Origin of the sequence: Planotetraspora mira (genome assembly GCF_016863275.1) — a bacterium.
Lineage (GTDB): Bacteria > Actinomycetota > Actinomycetes > Streptosporangiales > Streptosporangiaceae > Planotetraspora > Planotetraspora mira.
Genome location: NZ_BOOO01000016.1, coordinates 252,554 through 269,069 on the forward strand (window position 1 = coordinate 252,554; position 16,516 = coordinate 269,069).

The 16,516-nt window shown below is 69.1% G+C and carries 15 protein-coding genes and 1 tRNA gene; 1 reads left to right on the forward strand and 15 read right to left on the reverse strand.

Going from position 1 to position 16,516, the window contains the following annotated elements; all coding sequences use genetic code 11:
• Window positions 1–36: 36 nt before the first annotated feature.
• From Pmi06nite_RS42985 to Pmi06nite_RS16215, 6 genes are all read right to left on the reverse strand, one after another.
• Window positions 37–303: an HAD family hydrolase gene (locus Pmi06nite_RS42985; protein WP_373317301.1), complete on the reverse strand. Its 267-nt coding sequence runs from the start codon at window positions 301–303 to the stop codon at window positions 37–39.
• Window positions 304–997: 694 nt separating this feature from the next.
• Window positions 998–1,070: transfer RNA gene (locus tag Pmi06nite_RS16195), tRNA-Leu, on the reverse strand.
• A 46-nt stretch (window positions 1,071–1,116) separates the two neighbouring features.
• Window positions 1,117–1,650 carry a peptide deformylase gene (locus Pmi06nite_RS16200; RefSeq protein WP_203953807.1) on the reverse strand — a complete coding sequence of 178 codons (534 nt, stop codon included), beginning with the start codon at window positions 1,648–1,650 and terminating at the stop codon, window positions 1,117–1,119.
• Window positions 1,650–2,201 (reverse strand): ACT domain-containing protein, encoded by a 552-nt coding sequence (locus Pmi06nite_RS16205; RefSeq protein ID WP_239113949.1) that lies wholly within the window; start codon window positions 2,199–2,201, stop codon window positions 1,650–1,652. The genes Pmi06nite_RS16200 and Pmi06nite_RS16205 overlap by 1 nt, the downstream gene beginning before the upstream one ends.
• A 146-nt stretch (window positions 2,202–2,347) precedes the next feature.
• Entirely contained in the window at window positions 2,348–3,715 is a 1,368-nt protein-coding gene (locus tag Pmi06nite_RS16210) for an NAD(P)/FAD-dependent oxidoreductase (protein ID WP_203953808.1), read from the reverse strand.
• 152 nt (window positions 3,716–3,867) lie between these two features.
• Complete coding sequence (locus Pmi06nite_RS16215; RefSeq protein WP_203953809.1) at window positions 3,868–4,746, reverse strand: uracil-DNA glycosylase; 879 nt, start codon at window positions 4,744–4,746, stop codon at window positions 3,868–3,870.
• 112 nt (window positions 4,747–4,858) lie between these two features.
• On the opposite strand from Pmi06nite_RS16215, the gene Pmi06nite_RS16220 reads away from it, so the two are divergent.
• Window positions 4,859–6,064, forward strand: coding sequence for a cytochrome P450 family protein (locus Pmi06nite_RS16220; protein ID WP_203953810.1), 1,206 nt, complete (start codon window positions 4,859–4,861; stop codon window positions 6,062–6,064).
• Here Pmi06nite_RS16220 and Pmi06nite_RS16225 read toward each other — a convergent pair.
• The 9 genes from Pmi06nite_RS16225 to mfd all read right to left on the reverse strand — a co-directional run bounded on the left by Pmi06nite_RS16225 (window position 6,038) and on the right by mfd (window position 16,345).
• Window positions 6,038–7,087, reverse strand: coding sequence for an HAAS signaling domain-containing protein (locus Pmi06nite_RS16225; protein ID WP_203953811.1), 1,050 nt, complete (start codon window positions 7,085–7,087; stop codon window positions 6,038–6,040). The genes Pmi06nite_RS16220 and Pmi06nite_RS16225 overlap by 27 nt on opposite strands.
• Window positions 7,084–7,410, reverse strand: coding sequence for a PadR family transcriptional regulator (locus Pmi06nite_RS16230; protein ID WP_203953812.1), 327 nt, complete (start codon window positions 7,408–7,410; stop codon window positions 7,084–7,086). Before Pmi06nite_RS16230 ends, Pmi06nite_RS16225 begins: the two co-directional genes overlap by 4 nt.
• 68 nt (window positions 7,411–7,478) lie before the next feature.
• A complete protein-coding gene (locus tag Pmi06nite_RS16235; protein WP_203953813.1) occupies window positions 7,479–8,465 on the reverse strand; it encodes a Ppx/GppA phosphatase family protein in 987 nt (328 codons plus the stop codon).
• Window positions 8,420–8,947 (reverse strand): DUF501 domain-containing protein, encoded by a 528-nt coding sequence (locus tag Pmi06nite_RS16240; protein WP_203953814.1) that lies wholly within the window; start codon window positions 8,945–8,947, stop codon window positions 8,420–8,422. The genes Pmi06nite_RS16235 and Pmi06nite_RS16240 overlap by 46 nt, the downstream gene beginning before the upstream one ends.
• The gene (locus tag Pmi06nite_RS16245) at window positions 8,947–9,363 is read right to left on the reverse strand and encodes an FtsB family cell division protein (protein ID WP_203953815.1); all 417 of its coding nucleotides are present in this window, start codon (window positions 9,361–9,363) and stop codon (window positions 8,947–8,949) included. The genes Pmi06nite_RS16240 and Pmi06nite_RS16245 overlap by 1 nt, the downstream gene beginning before the upstream one ends.
• A 59-nt stretch (window positions 9,364–9,422) precedes the next feature.
• Window positions 9,423–10,703: a phosphopyruvate hydratase gene (eno, locus tag Pmi06nite_RS16250; RefSeq protein WP_203953816.1), complete on the reverse strand. Its 1,281-nt coding sequence runs from the start codon at window positions 10,701–10,703 to the stop codon at window positions 9,423–9,425.
• Window positions 10,704–10,807: 104 nt separating this feature from the next.
• Window positions 10,808–11,764 (reverse strand): nucleoside triphosphate pyrophosphohydrolase, encoded by a 957-nt coding sequence (locus Pmi06nite_RS16255; protein WP_203953817.1) that lies wholly within the window; start codon window positions 11,762–11,764, stop codon window positions 10,808–10,810.
• Between the two features lie 364 nt (window positions 11,765–12,128).
• Complete coding sequence (locus tag Pmi06nite_RS16260) at window positions 12,129–12,752, reverse strand: hypothetical protein (RefSeq protein ID WP_203953818.1); 624 nt, start codon at window positions 12,750–12,752, stop codon at window positions 12,129–12,131.
• Between the two features lie 95 nt (window positions 12,753–12,847).
• Complete coding sequence (gene mfd / locus Pmi06nite_RS16265; protein WP_203953819.1) at window positions 12,848–16,345, reverse strand: transcription-repair coupling factor; 3,498 nt, start codon at window positions 16,343–16,345, stop codon at window positions 12,848–12,850.
• Window positions 16,346–16,516: the final 171 nt, after the last annotated feature.

Here is a 16,516-nt window from a genome sequence, read left to right on the forward strand (position 1 = left end):
CGCGAAATATCGAAGTCCGCGGAAAATGCAATATCGTTACAGCGCAACTAGTAGTTCATTGATGCTCGTCACCAGCACATCGGCGCCTGCTGCAGAAAGCCGATCTGCCTTGCCTGGCTTGTTGGCATAGCCCACAGCAGTTACACCCGCAGCCTTGGACGCCAGCATGTCCGTTGCTGAGTCCCCGACAAGCAGCGTCAGTGAGGGATCTGCCCCGAGCCCGAGGGTAGCCTGTTGCACTAGGTGAGGATTCGGCTTCATAAGCCCTGGATTGGGGTCTACCCGAGCCGAGATTAGGTCCACAGCGGACAGGAGACCGTGTGGCTGAAACAAAGGCCATCACTGCCGCTTGTGAGTTGTTGCTGACCACTGCGACCGCCTTGCCGGCGTCTCGCGACCGTCGGATCAGCTCCAATGCGCCTGGCGTGGGTTCCGCCGTCGCCACTGCCTCAACTTCGAGGTCTGTCAAGGCTTTAAGCGTTGCCAGATTGAGGTCGTTGCTGAGTTCCGCACTGAAGCGGAAGACCTCCATGGGGTCATCCTCCTCCGCTAGGAGATAGCCCATGGCCACCAGGCCCTTCCCGTGTCCAGCTATGCCCACAGGGCACGGGGAGGGCTCCCTTATTTCCGCAACCTTCTTACGAAAATTGCGGACCCCCGCATTAAATCAGAGATCGTTAGGCGCGGTAGAAAATCATCCCCCGAAAATCTCGCCTAGGGCGCCCAATCGACCCCATAAGGGCACTCATCACCACCAGCTTTCCCGCAGGCAGGGAGGAATCTCTTCTACTCTTGTTGATCTTGTGCTGGCTCACACCCGCGGCAGTCTCTCTGTGAGTGATGTGCATCACACCGATCGACCACAGGAGTCCGGGGCAAGCCGGGGGCACAGCCCGTCGCAACAGACCGGTGACAGCCGTAGATCGCTGGACAAAACAAATCAGCCCGTGACCGCATGTCTGCTGGTCACGGGCTTGCTCATGCTTGGCGGAAACTGTGCCCCCGGTGGGACTCGAACCCACAACGCAGCCCTTTTAAGGGGCTTGCCTCTGCCGTTGGGCTACGGGGGCGCCGCGATCATATGCCACGGACCACTCATCTGTAACTGGTTAGCCCTTACGCCGCTTGTCCCCCTTTCCGGACAGCGTGCATGGCTCTCGTTCCGGCGACCCGGTCCAGGAAGAGCAGGCCGTCCAGATGATCGATCTGATGCTGGACGCAACGGGCCTCGAAGGCGTCGGCGTGAAGCGTCATCGGCTCACCCGTGCCTGGTCGTACGCCCTGGACCGTGATCTGAGTGGCCCGGGCGACCTCCGCGGCCAGGCCCGGCACCGACAGGCAGCCTTCGCGGGCCACGTCCCAGTCGGCCGCCTCGACGACCTCCGGGTTGGCGATGACCAGTTCCCCCGAACACGACCGGGTCGAGGGATGGCCGGAGACGTCGAGGCACATCAGCCGCCATCCGACGCCGAGTTGGGGGGCCGTCAGGCCGCGGCACCCCGGCGTACTGCGCATGACCTCCAGCAGATGGCGCACGACGGAGGACACCACGGCATCGGACGGGTCCACAGAGGCCGCCGGTGTCACGAGCAGATGGTGCGGCGCGGTGACCACCCCCTCGATCAGACAGGTACGCCTGTCGTCTTCCATCACATCACCGCCGGGTCGGCCGGCCGGAAGGCGATCCGGAATCCGTCCAGGGCCGCGGCCATCGCCCGCATCAGCGAGGCCACGTCAGCCTGGGCGGGCAGTTCCACATCCGCCACCAGGACGAACAGGTTCCCGGCGACTCGTGTGGTCATCGAGGTGACGGCACAGCCGACCTCTGCGAGCAGGCCGGTGGCCACCGGGAGGACGTCGGTCCTGGTGGGGCCGTGGAGAGTCAGTGCGTAGGCGAGCCCGGGAGGACCGTCGTCCGTGAGATCCCCGGACGACGCCACCGGGACAGGTGGGACGGCCGAGCCGGGGGCGGCGGACGGGGCGACCGGCGCGGGAGCGAGATCCGTCACGGCGACGGTCAACTCGGGGATGCCCCGGGTCAGGCTCTCACCGAGGAGATCGCCCGAGATGCCGGCCGAGACGACGAAGGTCATCGCGAGATGGCCGCCGAGCAGGCTCATCGAGGAGTCACCGATGGCACCACCACCGGCGACCGCTCTCGTGACCTCGGCGACTGTGCCCGGGCGGTCCCTCCCGATCACAGTTACAGCGTAGAGCCCCACCTTCGTCCCACCCTCCGTCGCAGTCACGTTTGACCGCACCGCCGACGGAAGGGGTGGCCGGCATCGTGCTCGGGCGCCGGACGGCTCGCGCCCCGGATGCGGAGCGCGGGCCGTACGGTGACGATCTAGCGTGCGGGACCGCTCTGAGCGGCGGCCCTGAACTCGTCGCGGGGGTTCTCGAGCTGGCCGAGCGAGACGGTCTCCCTCTTGAAGAACAGCGACAACGTCCAGTCGGCCACCACGCGGACCTTACGATTCACCGTAGGCACCCGCGACAGATGATACGTCCTGTGCATGAACCACGCCGGGATCCCGCGTAGCTTCACCCCGTAGACGTTCGCGACGCCCTTGTGGAGCCCCAGGCCGGCGACCGATCCGGCGTACTTGTGCCGGTAATCCTTCAGCTTCTCCCCGCGGAGGTAGGCCGTGATGTTGTCGCCCAGGACCTTGGACTGGCGGACGGCGTGCTGGGCGTTGGGCGCGCAGTACTGGCCCGGGTTGGTCACGTCGGGCACGCCGGCGACGTCTCCGGCCGCGAAGGCGCCCTTGACCCCGGCCACCGTGAGGCGGGTCGTGGTCATGATCCGGCCGCGCTCGTCGAGCGGGAGGTCGCCGGAGTTGACGACCGGGCTGGGCTTGACGCCCGCCGTCCAGACGATCGTGGCCGACTCGAAGGAGTCTCCGTCCGAGGTCTTCACCAGGCCACCCTCGCAGGACTTGAGGAGGGTCTTCATCTTGAGCTCGATGCCGCGCTCGCGGAGCTCCTCCGCCGTCCACTCGCCCATCTCGGGGCCGACCTCGGGCAGGATACGGTCGCTCGCCTCGATGAGGACCCAGCGCAGGTCCTTCTGCTGGATGCTCGGGTAGTACTTGATCGCGTCCTCGGTCATGTCCTCGAGCTCGGCGAGCGCCTCGATGCCCGCGAAGCCGCCGCCGACCACGACGAAGGTCAGGGCGCGGCGGCGCACCTCCTCGTCCTCGCTCGAGTCGGCCCGGTCGAGCAGGGCCAGCACGCGGTTGCGCAGTGCGATGGCCTCACCGACGGTCTTGAAGCCGATCGCGGCGTCCGCCAGGCCGGGGATCGGCAGCGTGCGCGAGATGGAGCCGGCGGCCATGACGACGACGTCGTACTCGATCTCCCGCGACTGACCGACGGAGGGCTCGAAGGTCACCGTCCTGGCCTCGTGGTGGACCTTGGAGACCTTGCCGTTGAGGACCCGGACCTTGGGGAGCACCCGGCGCAGCGGGGCCACGACGTGGCGCGGCGAGATGTTGCCCGCCGCGGCCTCGGGAAGGAATGGCTGGTAGGTCATGTAGGACTGCGGATCGATGAGCGTGATCCGAACGCTCCCGTCACGCAGCTCACGGCGGAGCGTGCGCTGGAGGCGCAGGCTGGTGTAGAGGCCCACGTATCCACCGCCGACGATGACAATGTGCTTCGGCTTGCGGTTCACCACGGATGCCCTTCGTGCCTCGATTGCTTGTGAAAGCATTCACAAGGTTACGTCACGAGACGGCATCGGCGCCAATCCGCTCAGAGCGAAACTTCTTCGATATTTTCCGATTCAGCCTGGTCAGCGCCTTCTTCCTTTACGAAGGTCGCGAGAATTTCTCTTCGTGACCGACTTCACACTCGTGAAAGCATTCACAAGCGATCGTCGGCGGTGTGAGCAGGGGCCTCGCCTGCGGCCGTCGAAGGGGGCGTTCGGCGAGGGTGGTGACCAGGGTGCGGACCGCCCAGCGCGACCGCCCGCGCGAACACCGCGTCGAGCATCTCCGCCGTGACCCGTCCCGTGAACGTGTTCTGCTGGCTCGGGTGGTAGCAGCCGAGCAGCGTCACGGGTGCCGAGCCGTACGAGAGGGGAACCTCGACTCCGTGGCCGAAGGGCGGGCGTCGCCGGGGCAGTGAGAAACCGGCCTCACGCAGCGCCGGCCACACCGCCTGCCAGGCGAAGCCGCCGAGGGCCACGACGACCCGTGTGGACTCCGCCACCAGCGCGAGTTCGCGGGTGAGCCACGGGAAGCAGGAGTCCCGCTCCTCCGGCGTCGGCTTGTTGGCGGGCGGCGCACACCGTACAGCCGCCATCATCCGCGCGCCGATCAGACGCTGGCCGTCGCCCGCGCGGACGCTCGTCTCCTGTACGGCGAGGCCGGTCCGGTACAGCGACGCGAAGAGCCAGTCCCCGCTGCGGTCCCCCGTGAAGATCCGGCCGGTACGGTTCCCACCGTGCGCGGCGGGGGCGAGCCCCACGATGAGCGTGTGCGGCCTGTCGTCCCCCCAGCCGGCGATGGGGCGGCCCCAGTAGGTCTCCTCCGCGAACGCCCGCCGCTTGACGTCGGCGACGGACTCCCGCCACTCGACCAGTCGCGGGCAGGCCCGGCACACCGACTGCCGGGCGGTGAGTTCCGCCAGCGTCCCGCTGTCCGTCGCCAGCGCGGCGACCTCCAGGGGGTCGTGCGCGACAGGGGTGTCGGGCCGGGCGGGATCGTCCGGCCAACCGGTTCCGGGAGGTACGCGACTCATGGATCCGATCGTGCCAGCAAGGGGGCCGGCGGCGTGGCCGCGGTCTCGCTGATCACCGGATATTGCCCTTCTCCACGACTTTTCTCCGGTATGCCGGGGTAAATACTCGCCCGTGTCCACCGACTCGTGCCCCCCACTGTTCGGCCCCGCATTCGACGCCGACCCCTATCCCGCGTTCGAGTGGCTGCGGCGCAACGCCCCCGTCACCCGAGTCCCGCTGCCCGGGTGCGAGGCCTGGCTTGTCACCCGATACGAGGACGCCGTCGAGGCGCTCACCCACCCGTCCCTGTCCAAGGATCCGGCGTCGGGCTCACCCGAGTGGCGCGCCGCGAGCCTCGGGCTGCCGCTGGACCACCGCCCCTCCCTCGCTCGCCACATGATCAACGCGGACGGCGAGGACCACACCCGGCTTCGGCGGCTGGTCAGCGCCACCTTCACTCCCCGGCGCATGGAGGGCCTGCGAACCCGCGCGCAGGAGGTGACGGACGGCCTGCTCGACCGCCTGGACGGCGACGAGGCCGATCTGGTCGCCGACCTCGCCTACCCGCTGCCGATCACGATCATCTGCGACCTGCTCGGCGTGCCCGAGGAGGACCGTGAGGCCTTCCACCACCTCGCCTCGGTGATCGACTCGGCGGCGGCGTCCGAGGTCGAGCAGATCTCCCTCGCCACCGACGGGCTGGAGAAGTTCCTGAGCGATCTCGTCACGCTCAAGCGCACCCGGCCGGGCGACGACCTGCTCACCGAGCTCGTCCGGCGCTCCCACCGGGGCGAGATCCATCCCGACGAGCTGACGTCGACGGCGTTCCTGTTGCTCATCGCGGGCCACGAGACGACGGTCGCGTTGATCGGCAACGGGCTTCTCGCGCTCTTACGGCACCCGGAGCAGCTCGCGGCGCTCCGCGCCGACTTCTCCCTGCTCCCCGATGTCGTCGACGAGATGCTCCGCTACGACGGCCCGGTGCGGAACGCCACCTGGCGATTCCCCACCGAACCCGTCGTCATCGGCGGGCAGCGGATGCTCCCCGGAGATCCGATTCTGGTGTCCCTGCTCGCGGCCAACCGGGACCCCTCCGTGTTCCCCGACCCCGACGCGTTCTCCCCCGGCAGGATCGGCGAACCGCATCTCGGGTTCGGGCGAGGGCCGCACTACTGCATCGGCGCGGCCCTCGCGAAGGTCGAGGCGGAGGTCGCGATCGGCAGCGTGCTGCGCCGGTTCCCCCGTCTCGCGCTCGCCACCGACCCCGGTGAGCTGGTGTGGTGGCCGAGCGCCATCATGCGGGGCCTGTTCTCACTTCCCGTTCGCCTTGGTGGGTGACGCGGACGGTGTGGCGGAGGGCGACGGAGAGGGCGTTGCTCCCTCCGGTGAAGACGGAGTGGCTCCGTCCGACGGAGAGCCGGTCGACGACGGCGTGACCGTCGGCGACGCCACGGGGCTCGGCGTGACGCACGCGGAGGCGTCGCCCGGCGGCGGGTCGACCCAGGCCCCTTCCGGCATGAGCGGAAGCGGATAGGAGTTGCGCATGGGCGGCTCGCCCTCGCAGGGGACGGCGATCGCCCGGCCGTACGACTCCGGGTCGGTGGTGATCGGCCTGCCGTCCTGGTCGTAGAGCCGCACGTTGTGCAGCGGGGCCCCGTTCTCGTCGTACGGGATGATGTTGTAGACGCTGCCCCCGTCCAGGACGGCGACATTCTCCACCTGCACGCCGTAGGGAACGGGTGCTCCGCCGTCGAAGGCGACGGATCCCGAGCTCTGAACCGGCGGATCGATCATCGTGGCCAGCACCACGATCGCGGCGACGACGTTGGCGCCGAGCAGCAGCGCCCGCTCCCAGCCGGGGACTCCGGGCACGGCCCGGCGCCCGGCCCATACCGACGCCCAGACCAGCGCGAGGGTGAACACCCACGCCGCCACGTCTCCGGGGACCAGCCGACGCGGTCCGATCCCGGACAGGATGAGCAGCGCCGCCGCGTAGCCGCGCAGGACCCACCAGGCGGGCCGTAACTCGGGCGCGAAGGCGGCGGCCTGCCGGTACGGCGGCAGTTGCATCAACCGGGCGTGAGCTGTGCCGAGGAGGCCGGCGGCTCGGTTGCGCGTCCGCTCGGTGAGACGACGTCGCGGACGGGCGGGCCGGCCCCCATAGGCGGCCCGCAACTCCGCGGCGTACGCCTCGGGAGAGCCGAGGCGATCCTCCAGGGTCAGGCCGGGCTCGGCGGCCACCTCCATGAGATGGTCGTCGAGATCCTCGAGCATCTCCTCTCTGTCCGCGGCGGGCAGGTCGGCGAGCGCCGCCCGCACCGCCTCGGCGTACGCGCCCGGGCTCAACGGGGGGGTGGTCACGAGGCAACCTCCTTGAGCAGGTGGTTCATGGTGGCGGCGAACGAGGCCCACGTCGTCGCCGACGAGGTGAGGAGCGACCTGCCCACGTCGTTCAGGCCGTAGTACTTGCGGTGCGGGCCCTCGTCGGACGCGACCACATAGGAGTTGAGCGCCCCGGCCTTGAAGAGCCGGCGCAGTGTGCCGTACACCGAGGCGTCGCCCACGTCCTCCAGGCCGGCCTCACGCAGACTGCGCACGACGTCATAGCCGTAGCTGTCCCGCTTGGCGAGCACCGCGAGGACGGCGACATCGAGGACCCCTTTGAGGAGCTGGCTGCTGTCCACGCGACGCACAGTACTATGCATTGCGTAATAGCGGCAAGATCTTCACGATTCGAGGAGACGAATCGTGGTCAGACCAGGGACCAGGCGATCCCGTCGAGGATGTCGTGCTCGCTGACGACGACCTCGGCGAAGCCGTACCGGCGGACGATGCGGTCGAGGATGAGCGCGCCCGCCCCGATGACGTCCACGCGCCCGGGATGCATGACCGGGATGGCCGCGCGCTCCTCCCGGGTCATCTCGAGCAACCGCGCGGAGACCTCGTGGACCTGCGCGGCGGGGATGCGGGAGTGGTGGATCCTCGCGGGGTCGTAGGCGGGCAGGCCGAGGGCGATGCCCGAGACCGTGGTGACCGAGCCCGCGAGACCGACCAGGGTCCGCGCGTCCCTGACGGGCACGACGGCCTCCACCCGGTCCATGGCCGCCTCGATGTCCGCGATCGCCGCCTCCACCGTCTCAGGCTCCGGCGGATCTGCCTTGAGATGCCGTTCGGTCAGCCGTACGCAGCCGATGTCCACCGACAACGCCCCCTCGACGGCGCCGGAGCCGACGACGAACTCGGTCGACCCGCCGCCGATGTCCACCACGAGGTACGGAGGCTCCCCGGTGTCCTGGCCTCTCGTGGCGCCGGTGAAGGACAGCCGCGCCTCCTCCTCGCCCGTCACCACCTCGGGTTCGACGCCGAAGATCTCGGTGACCCCGGCCACGAACTCGCTCCGGTTGGACGCGTCCCTGGTCGCGGACGTGGCCACGACCCGGACCGGCATCCATCCGGACGGCCCCGCGTGCTCGGCGATGAGCTTGGCGTAGCTCCGCATCGCCGTGAACGTGCGCTCCAGGGCCTCGGGCGCGAGCCGTCCGGTGCGGTCGACGCCCTGACCCAGGCGGACGATCTCCATCCGGCGCTCGATGTCGACCGGTTCGTTGGCCTCTCGTGCGGTGTCTGCGATGTCTGCGATGTCGGCTATGAGGAGGCGCACCGAGTTCGTGCCGCAGTCGACGGCCGCGACCCTCACGACGACTCCCCGGCTTCGGCGCAGGGCCCTTCCGCCCACCATTCGGGCAGGGCGTCGAGGGCCTCACGGCCGAACGGGTTGGCTCCCGGGACGGCCAGCTCGTGGGCGACCAGGGCGTGCAGGCACTTGACCCGGTCAGGCATGCCGCCGGCGGTCTGCATGTCGCGGGGAAGCGGCTCCAGGCCGTCCTCGCTCGCGGCCCGATCCCGCCGGGCGAGGTAGTCCTCGTGGGCCGCCAGATACGCCGCGGCCAGATCGGGGTCCTCCGCCAGCCTGGCCTGCATGAGCTTCATCAGGCCCGACGACTCCAGCGTGCCGATGGCCGACGCCGCCTTGGGACAGGTCAGGTAGAACAGCGTGGGAAACGGCGATCCGTCGGGCAACCGCGGAGCGGTCTCCAGCACGTCGGGCAGGCCGCAGCGGCACCTGTGCGCGACGGCCCGCACCCCGCGCGGAGAACGCCCGAGCTGGGCCTCCACCGCGGCCAGATCGGCCTGATCCACCACTGTCGAACTCCTCGCCATCACTCCTGGCCCGTCTGCACACTCGCTTGGACGGCGTCCTGCCCGCTGTCGGCCGCCTCGACCGACTGCCACAGCGTGAGATACCACGGGGCCTTCTCCGCCGGCTTGGCCCCCGCCTTCGCTGCGGCCTTGCCCTCTCCCGCGTCGAGCACCACGAAGCACTTGGCGCCGGGCTCGCAGTAATGGAGCCGCTCCTTGGCCTGGCGCTTGATGTACTCCGGGTCCTCCAGCTGCCTGCGGCGCTCCTCGAGCTTCTGCAGGTTCCTGAGGGCCTGGGTCTGCTGCTGCTCGAGCTGCGCGATCTGCCGCCGCTGCGCGACGTACTCCCGGATGGGGTAGGCGAGGCTCATCGAAATCGCGCACACGACCACCGCGAGGATGGCCGCTCGCCCGGTGAGCTGCGGTCGCTTCGCCAACGCGACACCCCTTCCGGTTTCCGTCTCCGGTTCCGTACGGCTTGCTGCGCCCCTCCGGGTTACCCCTGGAAGCGGGGGAACGCGCCGCGACCCGCGTAACGGGCGGCGTCGTCGAGGAGCTCCTCGATGCGGAGCAGCTGGTTGTATTTGGCCACCCGGTCGGACCGCGCGGGCGCGCCGGTCTTGATCTGGCCGCAGTTGGTGGCGACGGCCAGGTCGGCGATCGTGGTGTCCTCGGTCTCGCCCGAGCGGTGGCTCATCATGCAGCGGTAGCCGCTGCGGTGGGCCAGGTCCACCGCGTCGAGGGTCTCCGACAGGGTGCCGATCTGGTTGACCTTGACGAGCAACGCGTTGGCGGCGGCCTCGCGGATGCCGCGCTCCAGCCGCTCCGGGTTGGTGACGAACAGGTCGTCGCCCACGATCTGGACCTTGGTGCCGAGGGAGGCGGTGATGGCCTTCCAGCCCTCCCAGTCCTCCTCGTCCAGCGGGTCCTCGATGGAGACCAGGGGGTAGGAGCGGACCAGGTCCTCGTAGAACGAGATCAGCTCGCCCGCCGAGACGCCCTTGCCGTCGATCGTGTAGACGCCGCCGGAGTGGAACTCGGTGGCCGCCACGTCGAGCGCGAGCGCGATGTCCTCGCCCGGCGTGTAGCCGGCCTTCTCGATCGCCACCATGATCAGGTCGAGCGCGTCGCGGTTGGACGGCAGGCTCGGCGCGAAGCCGCCCTCGTCGCCCAGGCCCGTGGCGTAGCCCTTCTCCTTGAGCACGGACTTCAGCGTGTGGTAGGTCTCCGCGCCCATCCGGACGGCCTCGGAGAAGGTCTCCGCGCCGATCGGGGCGATCATGAACTCCTGGATGTCCACATTGGAGTCGGCGTGCGCGCCGCCGTTCAGGATGTTCATCATCGGCACGGGCAGGATGTGGGCGTTCGGCCCGCCGATGTAGCGGAACAGCGGCAGGTCGGAGCTGTCCGCCGCGGCCTTGGCCACGGCGAGCGAGACGCCGAGCAGCGCGTTGGCGCCGAGCCTGGCCTTGTTGGGCGTGCCGTCCAGGTCGAGCATGGTCTGGTCGATCAGGCGCTGCTCTTCGGCGTCGAAGCCGATGATCTCGTCGGCGATCTCGTCGGTCACCCCGAGGACGGCCTTCTCGACGCCCTTGCCGAGGTAGCGCTTCTTGTCACCGTCACGAAGCTCCACGGCCTCGAACTGGCCGGTGGAAGCACCGCTCGGGACGGCGGCGCGGCCGGTGCTGTAGTCGTCCAGCAATACCTCGACCTCGACCGTGGGGTTCCCCCGGGAGTCGAGGATCTCGCGGGCGGTAACGGCCTCGATGGCAGCCACGAACGCTCCTAGCAAAGTCGCGGGCAGTTTGCCTGCTGAGCCTACCGGTCCTTACCAGCCCTCACGGCTCGGGGGCAGCCCATTCTCCCGGCGTGTCTCATCTGTCAGGATTCGGTCTCCCACTCCTCGATCCGCCGGCGGTACTCGCGCGTCACAGCCCTCAGTTCGGCCTCGGGATCGAGCCCTCCGTCCTGCGCGAGCCGTACGAGCTCGAACAGGCGCGCGCCCACCGTGTCGGGGAGGTCGTCGGCGAGTGAGACGGGGACGCCGGCGCGTCCGGCCCGGCGGAGCATCTGCGCGGCGAGAGAGAGCGCGGGCTGCCCCATGGGCACGCCGCTCAGCACGGAGTCGGTCTCGCCCTTGGCCGCGCGCTCGGCCGACTTGATCGTCTCCCAGTTGTCGCTCACCTCGCCGGCGCCGGAGACCGCGGTGTCGGCGAAGACGTGCGGATGGCGGCGGACCAGCTTCTCGACGATCCCCGTCGCGACGTCGTCGATGTCGAAGCCGCTCTCCTGACCCCGTTCCTGGGCCAGCCGGGAGTGGAACATCACCTGGAGCAGCAGATCGCCCAGCTCTTCCCTGAGCGCCGTGAAGTCCCCCTGGTCGATCGTCTCCAGGACCTCGTAGGCCTCCTCGACGAGATAGGGGACGAGCGACTCGTGGGTCTGCTTGCGATCCCACGGGCATTCGCGGCGGAGCCTGTCCATGACCTGGACGAGGTCGAGCAACCTGGCGCCCGGAAGGTCGTACGAGCCGGGGATCACCTCGATGACGGGCGGGTCGGCCATGGCGATGGCGGCGTGGCCGACGGAGCGCATCAGGTCCTCGTCGCCGTCCTGGGCGGCGAGCCAGACGACCGTGCCCGTACTGCCCTCGGCGGCGAGGGCAGCCGGGTCGGGGGTCACTACGTCGACGTGGATTCCGGCCTCTTCCAGATAGGGGAGGACGGGATGGCCGGCGGACCCGGTGAGGACGCGCTCCGAACGGAGTGCCGCCCATGCCTGCCCGGTCAGCAACCCCGGAGCCACGCGCGGAGAAGTGGTGACAACGACCAACGCCATACCCTCAGCCTCCCTCTCCCTCTTTGCCGTGATCATGCACAGGTTCGTGAATCGGCCCCTGACCGGCCACTTCCCCGCGCGTGATCATGCACAGGTTCGTGAATTCGGCTCCGACCAGCCACTTCTCCGTGCGTGATCATGCGCAGGTTCGTTGGAAGGTGCGTCACGCAGGGGAAACGCGATTCGTGATCATGCAATTGCATGATCACGAATCTTCTTCCCGCAGGTCAGCGTGGAACTTTACGAATCCGCGCATGATCACGAAATGAGTTGTGGCAGGCGAGGGGGCCTTTTCACGAACTTGTGCATGATCACGCTGTGAGTTCGCGCAGGTCCGTACGGCCGGCACCGAATGTGTGCATGATCACGCGGGAGGGGCGGCGGCGGGGGGCTGCTCGGGGGCGGGAACCTTGCCGAAGCGTTCGTCGGGCAGGAACCCCTGCTGGGCGTCGAACTTGCCGTACCGCGGGCTGAAGCGCATCGGGACCTTGGAGTCGGCCTCCTGGGTCACCTTCTGCAGAGCGAGCTGCTGGCTCTGCTGGTCGACCCCGCCGCCCGCCTGCTCGACCAGCTTCTGCTGGATGATCAGCGAGCTGATGAACTCCCGGCCCATGGACAGCGGGACACCGCTCTGCAGCAGCGCCGCGTCCGTCTGCGACTGGCCGCCCTGCGACGCGATGACGTCGTCGATGTCCCGCTGGGTTACGGCGATGCCCCGCTGCTTGCCAAGCTGTATGTACTGCTCGTCGTTGGCCAGCCGAAGCAGGATCAGCTGCGTCAACGGGATCCGGAGGCCGAGCTGGTCCTCGGTCATCTTGTGGGCGGCCAGATCCTTACGGAAGTCCTGGATCTTGGTGTCCAAGTCGCTGGCGGCGATGCGTTCCTTGCCCACGATGGCCGCGGCGCCGGCCTGCACGGGGCCACACGCGCTCAATGCGACACCGGCCACCGCGACGGCCACGGCGACGCGCACTTGATATGACTTCACGAACGATCCTCCCGAGGACACCGGCCAGGCAATTGTGCCGGTTCTCTGTCTTTTGCGCGATCTCGCGCGAGCGCCGTGAGACCGCCAATCCGCGGTCACTGTACCCGTATCGGTTCAAGGAACATGGCGTCGACCAGGTCTCCACACCATTTCAGCAGCTCCAGGTCCCGCAGGGGCTGACCGCCGATGGGCTTGGTCTTCGGCACCGGAACCAGCAGGACCTCGGTGGCCTGCTTGACGATCGACCGCGGGTACAGCCGCTGCAGCCGCACCTGCTGAGAGTCCCGCAGGACCACGGGGGCGAACCTGATCTGCTGGCCCTGCAGGGTGACGTCCGTCAGCCCGGCCTTGCGGGCCTTGATCCGGAACCGCGCCACCTCCAGGAGGTTGTCCACCTCCTGCGGCGGCCTGCCGTACCGGTCGGTCAGCTCGTCGCGGACGGCGGCGATGTCGTCCTCGGACGCGATCGCGGCGATGCGCTTGTACGCCTCGAGCCGCAGCCGCTCCGACGTCACGTAACCGTGGGGCACATGCCCGTTGATCGGCAACTCGACCTTGACGTCGGTCCGCTCCTCGACCTCGGGCTCCCCGGAGAGCTTCGACTTCTGCTCCTGCACGGCCTCGGACATCATCCGCACATAGAGGTCGAAGCCGACGCCGGCGATGAATCCCGACTGCTCCGCCCCGAGGATGTTGCCGGCCCCGCGGATCTCCAGGTCCTTCATCGCGACGTACATGCCCGCACCCATCTCGGTGTGCTGCGCGATCGTCGCGAGCCGCTCGTGGGCGGTCTCGGTCAGCGGGGACTCCGGCGGGTAGAGGAAGTAGGCGTAGCCGCGCTCGCGTCCCCGCCCGACCCGGCCGCGGAGCTGGTGCAGCTGCGACAGGCCGTAGTTGTCCGCCCGGTCCACGATGAGCGTGTTGGCGTTGGGCACGTCGAGGCCGGACTCGACGATCGTGGTGCAGACGAGCACGTCGAAGTTGCGCTCCCAGAAGTCCACCATGATCTTTTCGAGCTGGTGCTCGTTCATCTGGCCGTGGGCGACGGCGATCCGCGCCTCGGGGACCAGCTCGTGGAGCCGCGCGGCCACCCTGTCGATGCTGCGCACACGGTTGTGCACGAAGAAGGTCTGCCCGTCGCGCATCAGCTCGCGCCTGATCGCCGCCGCGATCTGCTTCTCGTCGTACGGTCCGACGAACGTGAGGATCGGGTGGCGCTCCTCAGGCGGGGTGAGGATCGTGGACATCTCGCGGATGCCGGTCAGGCCCATCTCCAGCGTGCGCGGGATCGGTGTGGCCGACATGGCGAGCACGTCGACCTGGGTGCGGAGGTGCTTCATGGCCTCCTTGTGCTCGACGCCGAACCGCTGCTCCTCGTCCACGATGATCAGGCCGAGGTCCTTGAACCTGACCTCGGGCGACAGCAGCCGATGGGTGCCGATCACGACGTCGACGGCGCCGTTCCTGACCCCCTCCATCGTCTCCTTGACCTCGCCGTCGGTCTGGAAGCGGGACATCGGCTTCACCGTGACGGGGAAGCTGGCGAACCGCTCGCCGAACGTCGACAGGTGCTGCTGGACGAGCAGCGTGGTCGGCACGAGCACGGCGACCTGCTTGCCGTCCTGTACCGCCTTGAACGCGGCCCGCACCGCGATCTCGGTCTTGCCGTACCCGACGTCGCCGCAGATCAGGCGGTCCATCGGGACCGGCCGTTCCATGTCCCGCTTGACCTCGTCGATCGCCTCCAGCTGGTCGCCGGTCTCGGCGTACGGGAAGGCGTCCTCCATCTCGCGCTGCCAGGGGCTGTCGGACGCGAAGGCGTGGCCGGGGGACGCCATCCGGGCCGAGTAGAGCCGGATCAGCTCGCCCGCGATCTCCCTGACGGCCTTCCTGGCCTTGGTCTTGGCCTTGGCCCAGTCGGCGCCCCCCATGCGGTTGAGGGTCGGGGCCTCTCCTCCGACGTAGCGGGTGACCTCGTCGAGCTGGTCGGTCGGCACGTAGAGCCGGTCGCCCTTGGCGTACTCGATGACGAGATACTCCCGGGTCGCCCCTTGGATCGTGCGTTGGACCATCTCGATGTAGCGCCCCACGCCGTGCTGCTCGTGCACGACGTGGTCGCCGACCTTCAGCTGGAGCGGGTCCACCATGTTGCGGCGCCGCGACGGCAGCCGGCGCATGTCCTTGGTCGACGCCTTCTGCCCGACCAGGTCGAGATGGGTCAGTACGGCCAGGCCGGGGATGACGAATCCGTGGTCGAGGCGGCCGGTGGTGACCTGGACGACGTCGCGCGGCGGCGGGGCGTCGAGCGAGGGCGCCAGCCTGGCCGCCACGTCGACGCCCTTGAGCAGCTCGACCATGCGGTCGGCCGGACCGTGGCCCTCGCTGAGCAGCACTACCGACTTGCCCGCACCCAGCCAGCCCTTGATGTCGGCCAGCGCGCGCTGGGTGTCGCCGCGGTAGGCCTCGACGTCATGGGCGTCCAGCTCGGTACCGTCGCCGAAGGGCGCGATGCTCCACCACGCCTGGCCCAGCTCGCGGGCGTGGCCCTGAACGTCCTCCAGCGTCCGGAACGCGGCCGCCTCGAGGTCGATCGGCGCCTCCCCGCCCGCGGCGGCGGTGATCCAGGACGCCTCCATGAACTCCTGACTGGTCCGCACCAGCTCGACGGCCCGGCTCCGGATGCGCTCGGGGTCGCAGACGAACACGGCGGAGCGGACGGCCAGGTGATCGAGCAGCAGGTCCATCGAGCCGGCCAGGACCGGGGCGAACGCCTCCATGCCCTCCACCGGCACACCCTCGGCGAGCTGGTCGAGCACCTCCTTCAGCGCCGGGTGCTCCTCCCCCAGCTCGCGGGCGCGTAGCCGTACGTCGTCGGTGAGCAGCAGCTCACGGCAGGGCGCGGCGAACAGGCCGTCCTGCGCGATCTCCAGCGAGCGCTGGTCGGCGACCTTGAACCAGCGGATCTCCTCGACCGTGTCGCCCCAGAACTCCAGCCGCAGCGGGTGCTCCTCGGTGGGCGGGAAGACGTCGAGCAGGCCGCCGCGGACGGCGACCTCGCCGCGCTTTTCGACCATGTCGACGCGGTGGTAGCCGTTGCCGACCAACTGCGCCACGACGTCGTCGAGGTCGGCGTCGTCGCCCGCGCTGAGCCGTACGGGCTCGAGGTCGCCGAGGCCGGACACGATCGGCTGCAGCAACGAGCGGACCGGGGCGACGACGACCTGGAGCGGCCCGGCGTTCGGGTCGCCCGCGACCGGGTGGGCCAGGCGGCGCAGTACGGCGAGCCGCTGGCCGACCGTGTCGCTCCGGGGCGAGAGCCGTTCGTGCGGAAGGGTCTCCCACGCGGGGAAGACCGCCACAGAGCTCTCGTCGACCAGCCCGGTGAGGGCGGCGGCGAGGTCCTCGGCCTCCCTGCCGGTCGCGGTCACCGCGAGCACGGGACGGACACGGGAGAGGGCGGCCACGGCCAGCGGCCGGAGCGCGGACGGCGCGATCAGGTCGGCGCCGGGATCGGCGGAGCCGCCGGCTCCTTCGAGAACGGCGGCAAGTTTCGGTTCGGCGGCGACAAGATCGAGCAGTCCGGAAAGAGACATTTATGCCTTCAGAGCCCCACGACGGCAAGCGAAATGGCCCGAGCCAGAAATGGACCGGGGTTACCCAGGCTACGCCCGTCGGCCCCCGCACCGGGCAGGAGCCCCGAAGCCGCCGAAACCCCGGCACCGCAAATGCTCTACTCATCGCACTTGGATGGTTACGCTCAGTGG

Excerpts from the sequence above, each read along its gene's own strand:
- Pmi06nite_RS16200 (WP_203953807.1), bottom strand. The coding sequence starts at position 1,650 with ATGGAAGACGACAGGCGTACCTGTCTGATCGAGGGGGTGGTCACCGCG.
- Pmi06nite_RS16210 (WP_203953808.1), bottom strand. The coding sequence starts at position 3,715 with ATGCTTTCACAAGCAATCGAGGCACGAAGGGCATCCGTGGTGAACCGC.
- Pmi06nite_RS16215 (WP_203953809.1), bottom strand. The coding sequence starts at position 4,746 with ATGAGTCGCGTACCTCCCGGAACCGGTTGGCCGGACGATCCCGCCCGG.
- Pmi06nite_RS16235 (WP_203953813.1), bottom strand. The coding sequence starts at position 8,465 with ATGGTGGGCGGAAGGGCCCTGCGCCGAAGCCGGGGAGTCGTCGTGAGG.
- Pmi06nite_RS16240 (WP_203953814.1), bottom strand. The coding sequence starts at position 8,947 with ATGGCGAGGAGTTCGACAGTGGTGGATCAGGCCGATCTGGCCGCGGTG.
- Pmi06nite_RS16255 (WP_203953817.1), bottom strand. The coding sequence starts at position 11,764 with ATGGCGTTGGTCGTTGTCACCACTTCTCCGCGCGTGGCTCCGGGGTTG.
- mfd (WP_203953819.1), bottom strand. The coding sequence starts at position 16,345 with ATGTCTCTTTCCGGACTGCTCGATCTTGTCGCCGCCGAACCGAAACTT.